Annotated in this window: 10 protein-coding genes; 3 read left to right on the top strand and 7 right to left on the bottom strand. The window is 41.8% G+C overall.

What is annotated here, in order from left to right:
* Positions 1-27 precede the first annotated feature (27 nt).
* The 3 genes from M2419_RS25940 to recJ form a co-directional block, all read right to left on the bottom strand.
* Positions 28-1542 (bottom strand): GH3 auxin-responsive promoter family protein, encoded by a 1515-nt coding sequence (locus M2419_RS25940; RefSeq protein WP_153845702.1) that lies wholly within the window; start codon positions 1540-1542, stop codon positions 28-30.
* Positions 1543-1563: 21 nt separating this feature from the next.
* The gene (lptB, locus tag M2419_RS25935; RefSeq protein ID WP_028072074.1) at positions 1564-2298 is read right to left on the bottom strand and encodes an LPS export ABC transporter ATP-binding protein; all 735 of its coding nucleotides are present in this window, start codon (positions 2296-2298) and stop codon (positions 1564-1566) included.
* A gap of 155 nt (positions 2299-2453) precedes the next feature.
* On the bottom strand, positions 2454-4154 hold the full coding sequence (recJ, locus tag M2419_RS25930; RefSeq protein WP_153845701.1) for a single-stranded-DNA-specific exonuclease RecJ: 1701 nt from the start codon (positions 4152-4154) through the stop codon (positions 2454-2456).
* Between the two features lie 114 nt (positions 4155-4268).
* On the opposite strand from recJ, the gene M2419_RS25925 reads away from it, so the two are divergent.
* Complete coding sequence (locus tag M2419_RS25925) at positions 4269-5051, top strand: MBL fold metallo-hydrolase (RefSeq protein WP_153845700.1); 783 nt, start codon at positions 4269-4271, stop codon at positions 5049-5051.
* A 48-nt stretch (positions 5052-5099) separates the two neighbouring features.
* On the opposite strand, the gene M2419_RS25920 is transcribed toward M2419_RS25925, so the two are convergent.
* Together M2419_RS25920 and M2419_RS25915 are read right to left on the bottom strand one after the other, a co-directional pair.
* A complete protein-coding gene (locus tag M2419_RS25920; protein ID WP_153845699.1) occupies positions 5100-6722 on the bottom strand; it encodes a RagB/SusD family nutrient uptake outer membrane protein in 1623 nt (540 codons plus the stop codon).
* Positions 6723-6735: 13 nt separating this feature from the next.
* Positions 6736-9765 (bottom strand): TonB-dependent receptor, encoded by a 3030-nt coding sequence (locus M2419_RS25915; protein WP_259256034.1) that lies wholly within the window; start codon positions 9763-9765, stop codon positions 6736-6738.
* 525 nt (positions 9766-10290) lie between these two features.
* Here M2419_RS25915 and M2419_RS25910 point away from each other — a divergent pair.
* Both M2419_RS25910 and M2419_RS25905 read left to right on the top strand, forming a co-directional pair.
* Positions 10291-10770 carry a cation:proton antiporter regulatory subunit gene (locus M2419_RS25910; protein WP_046672804.1) on the top strand — a complete coding sequence of 160 codons (480 nt, stop codon included), beginning with the start codon at positions 10291-10293 and terminating at the stop codon, positions 10768-10770.
* A gap of 3 nt (positions 10771-10773) precedes the next feature.
* Positions 10774-12015, top strand: coding sequence for a cation:proton antiporter (locus M2419_RS25905; protein WP_153845697.1), 1242 nt, complete (start codon positions 10774-10776; stop codon positions 12013-12015).
* 99 nt (positions 12016-12114) lie between these two features.
* Here the strand turns inward: M2419_RS25905 and M2419_RS25900 are convergent, their stop codons facing one another.
* The gene (locus M2419_RS25900) at positions 12115-12444 is read right to left on the bottom strand and encodes a metal-sulfur cluster assembly factor (protein WP_046672802.1); all 330 of its coding nucleotides are present in this window, start codon (positions 12442-12444) and stop codon (positions 12115-12117) included.
* Positions 12441-13610, bottom strand: a complete 1170-nt coding sequence (locus tag M2419_RS25895; RefSeq protein ID WP_153845696.1) for a glycosyltransferase family 4 protein — start codon at positions 13608-13610, stop codon at positions 12441-12443. The genes M2419_RS25900 and M2419_RS25895 overlap by 4 nt, the downstream gene beginning before the upstream one ends.
* Between the last annotated feature and the right edge of the window lie 37 nt (positions 13611-13647).

The following is a 13647-nucleotide window of genomic DNA, read 5'->3' as shown; positions in this document are numbered from 1 at the left end:
GTGGAATTTTTCATTCGGTACGCCGTATTATTCGGCTAGTATTTTCAATAGCGGGTCGAGATATTCGCGACTATTGCTCAATCTTGGAACCTTATTTTGTCCACCTAGCTTACCTCTTGATTTCATCCATTTATAGAACGTATCTTCGGGTGCATTGTGTACAATAGGCGGTCGGAGCGCCATATTCTTAAATCGTTTGGCGTCATAATCCGAATTGATTTCACGGAGTTTAGCATCCAATATTTCACAAAAACGCCTAAAATCATTGGGTTGTTGTTCAAATTCTATCACCCATTCATGTGCTCCGGCTTCGGCATCTTTAAAATAGACAGGCCCAGCAGTATAATCTTTTATACGAGCCTGTGTCAACTTGCTCGCTTCGGCCAGAGCCTGTTCGGCGTTGTCAACAATAACCTCTTCGCCAAAGGTGTTAATGAATTGTTTGGTACGTCCGGAGATCTGAAAGCGATAAGGAGATAATGACGTAAACTTGATGGTATCTCCGATTTTATAACGCCACAAACCAGCATTAGTTGAAATGATCAATGCATAGTTTTTGCCAAGCTCCACCTGATCCAAACGTAAGGTTGACGGATTTTCTTCGTGCATTCGCTCAGTAGGTAAGAATTCGTAATAAATACCATAATCTAGCATAAGCAGAAGATCTTCCGAATCCGACTGATCTTGTAAACCAAAATATCCTTCTGAGGCATTATAATTCTCTAGATAATACATATTGTCAGAAGGGATCAATTTTTGGAATTGCTCGCGATAAGGTTTGAAGCTCACTCCGCCATGCCCATAAAACTCTAGATTTGGCCATACTTCCAGTAGGTTGTCTTTGCCTGTAATCTCAAGAATACGTTTGGCCATAACAATATTCCATGTCGGTACGCCAGCTAGGCTCGTTACGTTTTCTTTGAGTGTAATTTGGGCAATCTGCTCAATTTTCTCTTCAAAGTTTGGGTTTAAAGTAACCTCCATATTGGGCGTTCGCTTAAATTCTGCCCAGAAAGGAAGGTTACGGATGAGGATTGATGAAAGATCGCCGTAGTAGGAATCCGGACTGAAATTGTTTATTTGTGAGGAACCACCAATAACAACAGATTTTCCTGTAAATACGCGATTTTCGGGTCTATTATGGCAATAGATTGTAAGCATATCTTTACCACCCTGGAAGTGACATTCTTCGAGCGCTTCCTCACTAACGGGAATAAATTTGCTACGGTCAGATGTGGTACCTGAGGACTTGGCAAACCATTTGATATCAGAAGGCCACAGGATATTCTGTTCGCCTTTTATCATGCGATCAACGTAGCCCTTGATATCATCATAGTCCTGTATAGGGACGCGTTCTTTGAAGATTTCTGGCGTTAATATACTTGTATAATCGTATTTTTTTCCCCATTCCGTAGCTTCAGCAGTGGCAATTAAACTTTGGAACCATTCTTCTTGTACATCGTGTGGGTATTTCATGAAAAGTTCAATCTGGTGAATTCTTTTTTTCATGAACCAAGTAAAAATGGAGTTTAATAAGGCCATAGGGGGGAGATTCTTTAATCTTTAAAATTTTTTCCTTCTTAATTCAAAATGTCGACCGAGATAAAATTTACGGGCAAGCTCATTATCTGCAATTTCCTCAGGGGTACCCGTCAACATAATCTTTCCTTCGGTCAGGAGGTAGGCCCTGTCCGTAATAGATAGGGTTTCCTGTACGTTGTGGTCGGTAATTAAGATGCCGATATTACGGGTTTTGAGCTTGGCTACGATCGTCTGAATTTCTTCTACGGCGATTGGGTCAACCCCTGCAAAAGGTTCATCCAAAAGTATAAAAGATGGATTTGCAGCTAATGCTCGCGCAATTTCGGTACGTCGACGCTCACCACCGGATAACAAATCACCCCTGTTCTTGCGGACACGGTGTAGGCTGAATTCTGTGAGTAGTTCTTCCAGTTTTGCCAAACGTTCTTCTTTATTCGGATAGTGGATTTCTAATACAGCCAGGATGTTGTTTTCTACAGAGAGCTTCCGAAAGACCGATGCTTCCTGGGCGAGGTAACCTATCCCGCGTTGGGCACGTTGGTACATCGCATCCTGCGTAATCTCCTGATCGTCGAGGAATACTTTACCTTCATTGGGCTTGATAAGACCAACAATCATATAGAATGAGGTCGTTTTTCCTGCCCCATTAGGACCTAATAACCCGACAATCTCTCCTTGTTCCACATGGAAGGAAACATTGTTTACAACGGTGCGCTGCTTATATTTTTTTATGAGATGTTCTGCCTTTAAAATCATCTTCGTGGAGTGTCTTGTGTTATATGTATCTGTTCAATAGGACTACTTAAGAACCCTCACCATTCTTTCATGCCTGGTATCTAATCCAGTATGAGGGTTTTATGCCTGACCAAATCTTGTGTAAATATATTTAATATCTTCTTACTATTGCAATACTAATACTTAATCCCTTTGATGTTTAGCTGTAAGTTTCTTTTGTTGCGCCACACATTCTCTTCAATGCTGTAACAGATGTCGAAACTTTGTCCGGAATTGATATGTGTGATATGTTCTGCCAGTCCAAAACCGATACAGTCAAATGAAGGAGAGTCTTCTTGAACAACGGTCATCTTGAGGTGATTCGTGCCTACAATAAAGGCTTGTCCTACTGCATTTATCTTTTTACTGAGGAAAATAGGAGATTCATTTTGGGGGCCGAAAGGTTCAAACTGCTGGAGAATACGGAAGAACTTAGCGTCGATATCCTTCAACGCTAGCTTAGCATCGATCAAAATTTCTTGGGTCAGCATTTCAGGACTGATACGTCGCGATACCACTTCCTCAAAACGATCTTGGAATAGGGTGACATTATCTAAGGACATCGTTAGTCCGGCAGCATATTTATGACCACCAAATTGCTCCAATAGATCGGCGCATTCGCTTAAGGCTTCATACAAGTCAAAACCTAGTACCGAACGGCAGGAACCTGCAATATGACCATTTGTTTCGGTCAATATAATCGTCGGACGGTAATATTTTTCGGTCAGGCGGGAAGCTACAATACCAATGACACCTTTGTGCCAGTCGGCTTTATACAATACAGTGGATTTGCGGCTTTTAAGTAGGGCATTGTCCTCAATGAGTGCCAGCGCTTCTTCTGTTATTTTGAGATCAAAGTCTTTACGGACATTGTTTTGATCGTCAATGCTCGAACTAAAGTCTTTGGCTTCTTGTAGCGATTTGGAAATCAAAAGCTTGACGGCATCTTTGGCATGGTCTATTCTTCCAGCAGCATTAATGCGTGGGCCGATCTGGAACACAATGTCATTAACTGTAAAGATCTTCGTTCGATTATTTGATAAGTCAATCAGTGCCTTTAGTCCGACGCAGGGATTCGTATTAAGTTTAATAAGGCCAAAGTGGCTGAGTATTCTATTTTCACCGGTAATCGGAACAATGTCCGAAGCGATACTCACGGCCACAAGATCCAAAAATTGATAGCAGGCATTGATATCCATGCCGTTGGTCAATATAAAAGCCTGAATAATCTTAAAGCCGATTCCACAACCTGAAAGTTCTTTATAGGGATATTCACAGTCTGCACGCTTGGGATCTAATACGGCATAGGCTTTGGGAAGTTCTTCACCGGGAAGGTGGTGATCGCCAATGATAAAATCAATTCCTTTGCTATTTGCGTAATCTATTTTATCGACGGCCTTGATACCGCAGTCCAAGGCAATAATTAAGCTGAAACCATTTGCTGCGGCATAGTCGATGCCTTGTGTGGAGATGCCATAACCTTCGGCATAGCGGTCTGGGATATAAAACTCCAGCTGGCTATGAAATTCCCTAAAAAAACTATAAACAACGGCTACCGCTGTGGTACCGTCTACGTCATAATCTCCATAGATCAGAATTTTTTCTTTGTTGCCGATGGCTTGGATAATACGGGTGATGGCTTTCTCCATGTCCCGCATCAAAAATGGATCGTGCAAATCCGATAATTGAGGTCTAAAAAACTGCTTTGATTCGTCAAAAGTCTCAATTTCTCTGCTCACGAGCAACTCTGCCAATACAGTGTTGATGTTTAATTCCTCGCGCAGTTTGTTGGTTATTTTGACATCAGTTTTAGATTTTAGTACCCACCTTTTTTGCATATCTTTGCACAATATTTTAAGTGTAAATATACGTTTTAAGGCTGGACTTACCTAATTCCTAAACCCGGTATTGATCCGCTGTTGCTTAACGTGCATATTCCCAATGTTTTAAATATGGTGCAGGCTTATTCTTTATATGAAGGTTCTTTTTCCGTAGACAAGAGTAGAAAATTTATTCCCTTTGATCCACTTCTAGACGACCCTAAGGACCGACCGGGGGCGATGTTTATCCGTGTCCATCCCTTCTTGATCCAAACTAATGCCGGACTTGTTCTCTGTGATACCGGCCTTGGCTATACCGATGACAGTGCTGTGCTACAGCTGCATCATAATATCCGTAAGGCTGGCTTTAGACCCGAAGATGTAAAATATGTACTGATGTCCCACCTTCATAAGGATCATGCCGGTGGGATGGTCACATTTGAAAACGGAACTGGACGTATCGCATTTCCTGAAGCCGAATATATTGTTCAACGTGGGGAATGGGAAGACGCCTATTCAGGGATCTCCAGTTCATACAGGACCGAGATTTTTGATGTGATTCAACGCAGTGGAAATTTGGTACTGGTGGAAGGTGAAGGAAAAATAAATGATGAAATCAGCTATGCGCTCAATGGTGGACATACCGCGCATCATCAGGCATTTCATATTCAAACGGATGATCAGCACTATTTCTTTGGCGGAGATGTATTACCTGAGCCTGAAGAAATTTTCCATAATTATGTCGCCAAATATGATTTTGATGGTCGGCGCTCCAAAGCCTTGCGTCAGGAGTATTGGGCAGAAGGCGCGCCAGCAGGCTGGATTTTTTTGTTTTATCATTCTAAAAATATAACCATTGGCCGTAGTCAGATCCGGGAAGATGGAACCTATAAGCTGGTTAACGCAAAGTTATAAAGTAAAAACCTCCATGACCTTTTGGGAACATGGAGGTTTTTGGAAGGTTTAGTATCCCGGATTTTGTGGGAAGGCTGCACCAGTGTTACTGTCAATAACTTCTTGTGGAATAGGCCAAAGAATAAATTCTTTTTTCACCACATTTTTTGATTGTGTGTTTAATGTTTGCACACGGCGTAAAAAGATATCCTCACCAAAACGGGCAAGGGTCATACGGCGCATTTCCTCACCAATAAGCTCCCGGGCGCGTTCGTCGAGAATCAAATCAGCATTGATTGCTGTGGCATCGATTAATGACGCTTTTGCACGGGCACGGACAGCATTGATGGCATCTTTAGCTTGTGCCGGTTTATTGGCGCGCCAGTATGCTTCAGCCAATAGTAGGTAAGTCTCTGCCAGACGTACTTTCACACGGTCCTTCATATTTCCTTCAAATGCAGGATCAACAGCTGTCTTTCCGTAGAAAAATTTGGTTGTTGTCGGGAATACATTGCCTGATTCTTTGATGGCGTCGGTAAGTACGATCTTCTTGCCATAAAGTTCAGGGACGGAAGGATCGTTATAATACCAATCGCGTTTGATATTGAAAGATGAATTTCTGACATCTTGTTTTTCATAACTATCCAGCCACCATTGATAAGGGCGTACGTGCCCAAGACCTCTTCCACCAAGTGAGTCGGCCAAAGCAAATCCTTTTTGTTGTGAATAGAAAGGCACCCAGGCACGTTTACTCCAATCCGTGTAGCGGTCGCCGCCGCCTTGTGTATTGTATTCCAATTGGATGGCCCAGATCGTTTCTTGATTGCCGGAACCGCGATTTTGATTGTTTTCGATAAACATATCGTGGAAATAATCCCCGGGTTTATCTTTTTCGGCACCAAAACGTTGATCGTTCAATTTAAAATAGCCACTTTGAATAACTTTGTTGGCAGCTTCTGCAGCTAAATCTGGCTGTCCAGCTTCGATATATGCTTCTGCCAGGTAGTGTAAAGCAGCCCATTTCGTCAATTTACCTTCCTGAATTGTTCCTGGATTGTCGGGCAGGTTTTCACTTGCATACTTCAGGTCTTCAATCATGTGCGTCAAGATTTCAGCTTTCGGTGTACGCGTGAAATCGCGACGGGGTGTTTCGGATACCTTGTCCACCCAAGGCACATCGCCGTACAGGTTAACTAAGTAGCGATAACTATAGGCGCGGAAGAAACGGGCCGTTGCTTCCACACGTTTTGGATCGTTGTCCTTGTCTGTCCAGCTAATACCATCCTTTTTTAAAGCCTCGAGGATGGTATTGGTATTACCAATAAATCCGTAGGCATATTTCCAATAATTGCGGACATAAGACGAAGCAGGATTTAGCGTATAATTGCTGAATGGAGCCAATGTAGCGTCTGTACCTGTGTTTTTGATAGCAACGATATCTGTTCCGACCTGTAGTGCCTCCTGTGGAGTTGCTCCTTGGGAAAAGATACTACCGTTCCAGGTCAGGAATTCCATGCGGGCATAAGAGTATAAACCATTTAGTCCAGTTTCGAAGCCTTTCGTATTAATATAGGTATTATCAGGTGACTGAAAGCTGCTGGTGTCTTCATTTAAGAAGTTCTTGCTGCAGCCTGTAAAAAGTAAGCTTAGGCCAGCTAGAATTGTATATAAAGTTGTATTTCTTTTCTTCATGATCTTGATGTGTTTAGAATTGGACATTTACTCCCAATGAGAATGTTCTCGCAACAGGATAAGGACTGGCAATATTTGTCGTTGTTGGATTACCTGTGGTCGAACTTACGCTCAATGCCTCTACGTTGTAACCTTTGATTTTGGAGAATGTATAGAGGTTACGGGCGTTAATAAATGCTTTAATGGAAGAGAGATTCAATCTTTTTAGAAAATCGCCATCAAAGGTATAGCCCAAGCTAAAGTCCCTAATTCGCCAATAGGATGAATTGATATAATACGTATGGTTATTTACAGGCGTGTATCCAGGGGATGGGATGTCTGTGTTTGTACGCTCCGGTGTCCAGTAAGGCATGTCAGCAAGATAATTGGCGCCGTTGTTAGGTAAGAAACGTTCGATGTTTTTGAAATCATCTATTTTCGTTCCACCAAATGCCCCATTCATAAAGAACGACAGGGAGAAATTTTTGTACGTGAAATCATTGCCTATACCGAGTGTATAAGGTGATATTTTGTTCCCCATCATGGTGCGGTCATTGGCATCGATTTTACCGTCGTTGTTGAGGTCTGCTAACTTGGCATCGCCAGGTTTCGCTTTAGGTTGATAGGAGTTTGCGATGTCTTCGCCCTCTTGCCATACACCAATGACTTTATAATCGTAGAAAATACGGATAGGCTTTCCGATTAACCAGGCATTGGTCAAATCATCTTTTCCATCAGCGCGCAGTTTGGTGATTTTATTGTTGTTATAGGCAAAGGTCGTATTTACATTCCATTGGAAATTGTCGTTTTTGACAGGTATGGCATTCAAGGTAACTTCTATCCCTTTGTTGGAAGTTTCACCGATATTGGTCAAAATGGTGTTGTAGCCGTTCATGACAGGGACCTGTTCACTTAATAAAAGATCCGATGTTTTTGAGGAGTAGTAGTCGATCGTTCCTGAAAGTCTATTTTTGAGAATACCAAAATCCAAACCAAGGTTTAATGAAGCTGTCGTTTCCCAAGTTAGATTGCTTCCACGTCCATTGAAATTCATCACAAGTCCTTTGACTGGGTCAAGACCATAGATATAATCGACGTTGGTCAGACGGTCGTAAGTTTGATAAGGTGATACGGCCTGATTTCCATTTTTACCATAAGAAACACGAAGTTTTAACAAGTCGAAATAGTCCTGCACATTTCCTTCTTTAGAAACCACCCAGGCTCCTGCAACGGATGGGAAAAATGCATATCGGTTGTTTACAGAAAATGCACTATAACCGTCCGAACGACCTGTTAAGGTTAATAGGTAGCGATCCTTAAAGGCATAGTTGATTCTTCCCATGTAGGAAATCATCGCTGTATTTTGAAGGTTGGATTCGATCTTAAGATTTTTAGAGGCAGAAGCCATGTTGTTATATCCGGCATCTGATACAAAATCGTCTCCATTCATTCTTGAAGTTTTCAAATTTGTTTTCTGGGAAGAATAGAGGCCCACGACATTGATCTTGTGGTCACCAAAGGTACGGTCATAGGTCAAGAGATTTTCCCAGGTCCAGTCCCAGAAATGCTCATTGTAAATTGATCCGGTACCGTTCACGCCGCGTCCTGTAACCGTATTTGAACCATAGTAGGAGTTTTCGTTAATATTTCGATAGTTTGTTCCGAAGGTGGTTTTGAAACTTAATCCTTCAATAGGGAGTTTCACATCAAGCCAAGTATTCGCATAGACCGTTCTTCTAGTCTGATCCCATTGGCCTTTTTCGTCTGCAAAAGGGTGTGCCCACAATGTTTGTGCGTACATCGGGTACGTTATAGCAGTTCCATCGGCATCACGGTTTTTACTGTAAGGGGAAAGTTTTACGACACTTTCGAGGTTAGGCTGTACGCCGTCACGGTTCCCTTGAGAAGCCTGCATGGTCATTCCTAGCTTTAACCAAGAGCTTAAACTTTGGTTGAGGTTTAGATTGACATTATATCTTTCGTATGGCGTGTTTTTTACCACACCATCTTGATTTAGGTAGCTTACAGATGCATAGTAATCGGATTTATCCGTTCCACCCGAAAAACTGAGTTGATGTTCCTGAATGGGAGCGCCACTATTGAATACTTCGTCCTGCCAATTGACTTCTTCCCCTTTTTTGTATTGTTCCAATACGTTGGCAAAAAGATAATTTTCTGGGTTGAGCTGATCGCCGGTTTTTCCTTTCGAAGCCTGGTAATCACGCATAAATTGGATGTACTGTGGGCCGTTCATCAATTTAAGGCGGCGTTCTACACTTTGAACCCCAAAATAGCCGTTATAATTGATGCGTGCTTTTCCTGCTGCACCCTTTTTTGAGGTGATGAGGATAACGCCATTTGCAGCTCTTGAGCCATAGATTGCGGTGGATGAGGCATCTTTCAGTACCGAGATACTGGCAATTGTATTGGAAGAGATATCACCCAGGGAACCACTAAAAGGAATTCCATCCAGGATAATTAGGGGTGCATTGGAGGCCGAGATCGAGTTCTCACCGCGGATATTGATAGAAGCTGTTTCGCCAGGTTTGGCCGAGCCGGAATTGATCGCTAAACCAGAAATTTTACCTTGAAGTTTATCGACAACATTCGGTGAATTTATTCGTTCCAGGGATTTTGCTTCCACTGTAGCGATACTTCCTGTCAAATCGCTCTTTTTCTGTTTACCATAACCTACGACCACAACTTCATCCAAAACATCCTCAGATTTTGTCAAGGTTATTTGTGATGCTTGTGCTGCAGAGACTTCTTTCGCCGTAAATCCGATCGAGTTAAATGTTAAGATGGCACTTTTTGAACTGACGTTCAGTGAGAAGATACCGTCTTGATTGGTTGTAGTTGCTGCTGCTTTACCTTTTTCAGAAACGGTAACACCGCTTATTGGTTTCCCCGTTTCATCAACGACCTTTCCGGAGACGGCTTGCTGGAAGGGTGAACGACTGGTTATTGCAACCAAATTACGTGGATTTGCTACCCCGTAAATAGGTGCCGCTAATGACAAAATTGATAATGGTGTCAGAAGGATGAGATGACTCTTTTTGACCATAGGTGTGTAATTTAGATTCAGTAAGTGTTTAATGCGGCAATTATAAAGAAATAAAGCGTTGGCAATTCTATTGCTTCTTGGAACAAACGATTGCACGAACTACGAAAACGTTATAGAAATGGGGTTTTGTAATGAAAAATTGGAGCTAATGGAAGCTGATTTGTTCGCCTAGGAATTCCGATCGTTAATAACAGGTGTACGTCGAGCGATTTTATTGTTGTTCAGTTGTGTCATCAAGATGCCATACGTCGAAAAAAGGGATGAAATCGGTTAAAAGGGTCGTTTTTCTGCTCTTTTTTTAGTATTTTGGGGTAATTTGGTCTTTGTAGCCCATCCCGTCAGATACCAGCGGATTCGTTTAAGATTGATTTTTTGGGTAAATTTGTGTTTTAGTAGCTAAGGGCTGATGCTGTTTTTTCTAAAAGTCTTTGTTTTTTGTTAGAAAGAACCTTTAGCTTGTTTTCGTAATTGTTGTAAACAACTTTATGAAGCTTATATTATTAGTATTTATTTAAATAGAAGATTATGTCTATTGTAAGAGAGTCCGATCTGATTGGAATTGGAAAAAAATTTCAAATTGAAACCGATGCGGGAGACAATATGGTTGTTGTTATCCATGACGATGGCAGACGGGAACTTTATCGCTATGATGACGAGGAACATGAGTCACGTTGCGTCATGACACTCAATGACGATGAATCTCGGCAGATTGCGGGTATTATCGGTGGTTTGTCCTACAAGCCTAAAGCTTTGGAGACAATTGAAGTTGCTTTGGACGATTTACGTATTGAATGGTACAAAGTGGAAGGCAAAAATGAGGGGGCAGGAAAGACAATTGGAGAGCTGGAAGTTCGTCAACGTACAGGTGCATCAATTATTGCTGGCATACGGGATGATGATACGGTTATCAATCCAGGACCGTCTTATTTGATTAGCCCAGGTACCACACTTGTCATTGCTGGAAAGAAGAATAATATTAAACTTTTGAAGGAAATTTTACTGTAATTTATGCTATCACATACCTTAATACTGGAAATTGGAATCGCTGTAGGACTTGTTGCCATTGTTGGCCTAATAGCCAATAAGCTTAAGTTTTCTGTTATTCCATTTTTCATTATTATAGGAATGGTTTTGGGACAGCACGCTCCACAGGTTGGTCTGGTGGATTTAACATTTACAGAAAGTAAACCCTTTATAGATTTCATGGGACGGTTGGGCGTATTATTCCTGCTGTTCTATCTGGGACTTGAGTTTTCGGTCAATCGCCTTATTAAATCCGGTAAAGCAATTGTCACAGGCGGGACAATTTACGTCTTATTGAACTTTACCTCAGGCTTGTTGATCGGATGGCTAATGGATATGCCATTTAAGGAGATGATGGTCTTATGCGGTATCATGACAAGTTCTTCCACGGCTATTGTTGCAAAGGTTCTTACAGATCTCAAACGCACGGCCAACCCGGAGACTGAGGTTATTATGGGGATGATTATGTTCGATGATCTGTTTATAGCGATGCATATCTCTTTCCTTTCGGGCTTGATACTGACAGGAAGCAGTTCTTTTTGGACGGTAGCAGGAACGTCCTTACTGGCCTTGGGATTTATATTGACCTTTTTGATTTTGGGCAGAAAACTGGTGCCTGCGATTGATCGCTTATTGAAGGAGAAAACTTCTGAATTATTTATATTGATCATCTTTGCCTTACTGTTTATTGTAGCAGGTTTCTCTGAAACCATCCATGTTGCGGAGGCAATTGGGGCATTGATGGCAGGCTTGGTGTTAGCAGATTCGCAATACATCAAAAAGATTGAATCGATGGTACTGCCCTATAAAGATTTTTTTGGGGCAATGTTTTTCTTTAGTTTCGGATTGTCTATTGATATTATGTCACTTGGAGGGGCTGTATTTTGGGCTTCGATTGCAGCGCTGGTGACGGTGATGGGTAATCTTGCATCGGGGTATTTTGCAGCTAAATTTTCGGGCATGAAACCTAAAACTTCTTTTGATATTGGCTTTACGTTGTCTGCGCGGGGAGAGTTTTCCATTATCATGGCAAATATTGGTAAAGCAGGGGCTTTATTGCCCGTTATTCAATCCTTTGTGGTTGTATATGTTCTCATTCTTTCCATCGTATCCCCACTATTGACCAAAGAGTCCCGTAATCTGTGGAAATTACTTTTCGGTACGGACGCCAATAGCTCCAAGCCTTTGAAAAAGTTGAGTGATTTGGAAAATAATCAGACCACTTAGCGCTTCTGGATGATAGGGGTGCTCTTATATGAGTGGTCACAAACAAAGAGGATCCTACAATACTGTAGGATCCTCTTTGTTATTATGAGCTATTGAATTTTATAAAAACCCTAACTCTAGTTTTGCTTCTTCCGACATCATGTCTTTTGTCCAGGGTGGATCAAATGTCAATTCGACCAATGCTTCTTTGACACCTGCTACAGCAGCAACTTTTTCTTGAACTTCATTCATGATTTCGCCTGCCACGGGGCAGCCAGGAGCAGTCAGCGTCATTACAATCTTTGCAATACCCTCTTCCTTCGTAATGATTTCATATACAAGCCCCAAATCCACAATATTTGCAGGCTTCAGTTCAGGATCATAAATTGTTTCCAGTACAGCTTGGATTTGTGGCGCTAGACCCAGTTTATCTAATACAATGATACTCATTTATTCAATTTTTTATCGTGAATAGCGTTTTGATAGATCGCTAATAATTTCGCTTCATTTATTTCAGGAGTAAAATTACTAAAATAGTAAGCAATGCAGGTCTTTCTTATCTCATCTTTTTCATTTGTCGTTTTTGTACTCCACTCCCTTAAACATTGGATGATATCGTTTTTGTTGTGGGGATCGAAAGTTTGTCCTGTTTTGCCGGGGATAATCAGTTCGGGGAGTGGGCCTAGATTTGAGCAGAGCACAGCTGTTCCGACTGAATAAGCCTCAAGAATCGTGATCGGCATACCTTCAAAGCAAATCGATGGTACGAGTAGTGCCTGTGCTTTGGCTATCAGGGGCAGTATTTCTGACCTTTTTTTGAAACCGAGGTAGGATATATTCGGCTGGTTTTTAATGCTTCTCAAGACCTCATTTTCGAGCGGACCGCCACCAATTAGCTGTAGTTGAAAATCTGTGCCGATAAAAGTATCGATCAGATTCAATATCCCCTTTTCATCTGAAAGACGACCGACGTATACGAAGTAGGCCTGTGTACCCTCGGGCGCTATTGTGGCAGGAAAAACAAAGTTGGGTTTAATCTCGAATTTAGTAGACGGAAGGTGCAAGGTCGATTCAACGAATATGTTCTTTGCAAAGGAGCTTAAATTGATGTAGCGATTTACCTTTGCCCAAGTTCCAATTTTACGGTGAAACCAATAATTCAAAGCCAGAAGAAATGTTTTGACTGTGGAATTATTGAATGCCTTTTGCCGAATGGCCGTCCACGGAAACTCCTCTTGGAGTGAGTCTAGAAAGAGATGGTTGTGGTGGTACAGCGTCGCCGAAGGGCATAGTAAACGGAAGTTATGCAAGGTCATGACCTGGGGGATGCCGAGTTTTGCAATCGTACGAACGATAATCGGACCCGCTGCGTAATGGGTGTTGTGAACGTGAACGATATCTGGTTTGAACATCCGAATTATTTTTTTGACACGTTGAGCAGCGCAAATATTCCAAAAAGATCCTATTGTCTGTAATGCACCCTGCCAGCCCTTTTTATTTTGAAAGGTTAGCGTTTGGACCTCATGTCCTTGCGCGAGGAGGGAAGATTCCTGCTGAAATACAGTGTCTTCACCACCAGGATCTTGATAAAATGTATGGATAATCAGTATGCGCATAATAAAAGACTTATGCAAATGTACAATTTTGGTGTGA

Origin of the sequence: Sphingobacterium sp. BIGb0116 (genome assembly GCF_024808035.1) — a bacterium.
Taxonomy (GTDB): Bacteria; Bacteroidota; Bacteroidia; order Sphingobacteriales; family Sphingobacteriaceae; genus Sphingobacterium; species Sphingobacterium paramultivorum.
Note: the sequence above shows the minus strand (reverse complement) of the source record. Positions and strands in the feature narration are given on the sequence as shown.

Excerpts from the sequence above, each read along its gene's own strand:
- M2419_RS25940 (WP_153845702.1), bottom strand. The coding sequence starts at position 1,542 with ATGGCCTTATTAAACTCCATTTTTACTTGGTTCATGAAAAAAAGAATT.
- lptB (WP_028072074.1), bottom strand. The coding sequence starts at position 2,298 with ATGATTTTAAAGGCAGAACATCTCATAAAAAAATATAAGCAGCGCACC.
- recJ (WP_153845701.1), bottom strand. The coding sequence starts at position 4,154 with ATGCAAAAAAGGTGGGTACTAAAATCTAAAACTGATGTCAAAATAACC.
- M2419_RS25925 (WP_153845700.1), top strand. The coding sequence starts at position 4,269 with ATGGTGCAGGCTTATTCTTTATATGAAGGTTCTTTTTCCGTAGACAAG.
- M2419_RS25920 (WP_153845699.1), bottom strand. The coding sequence starts at position 6,722 with ATGAAGAAAAGAAATACAACTTTATATACAATTCTAGCTGGCCTAAGC.
- M2419_RS25915 (WP_259256034.1), bottom strand. The coding sequence starts at position 9,765 with ATGGTCAAAAAGAGTCATCTCATCCTTCTGACACCATTATCAATTTTG.
- M2419_RS25910 (WP_046672804.1), top strand. The coding sequence starts at position 10,291 with ATGTCTATTGTAAGAGAGTCCGATCTGATTGGAATTGGAAAAAAATTT.
- M2419_RS25905 (WP_153845697.1), top strand. The coding sequence starts at position 10,774 with ATGCTATCACATACCTTAATACTGGAAATTGGAATCGCTGTAGGACTT.
- M2419_RS25900 (WP_046672802.1), bottom strand. The coding sequence starts at position 12,444 with ATGAGTATCATTGTATTAGATAAACTGGGTCTAGCGCCACAAATCCAA.
- M2419_RS25895 (WP_153845696.1), bottom strand. The coding sequence starts at position 13,610 with ATGCGCATACTGATTATCCATACATTTTATCAAGATCCTGGTGGTGAA.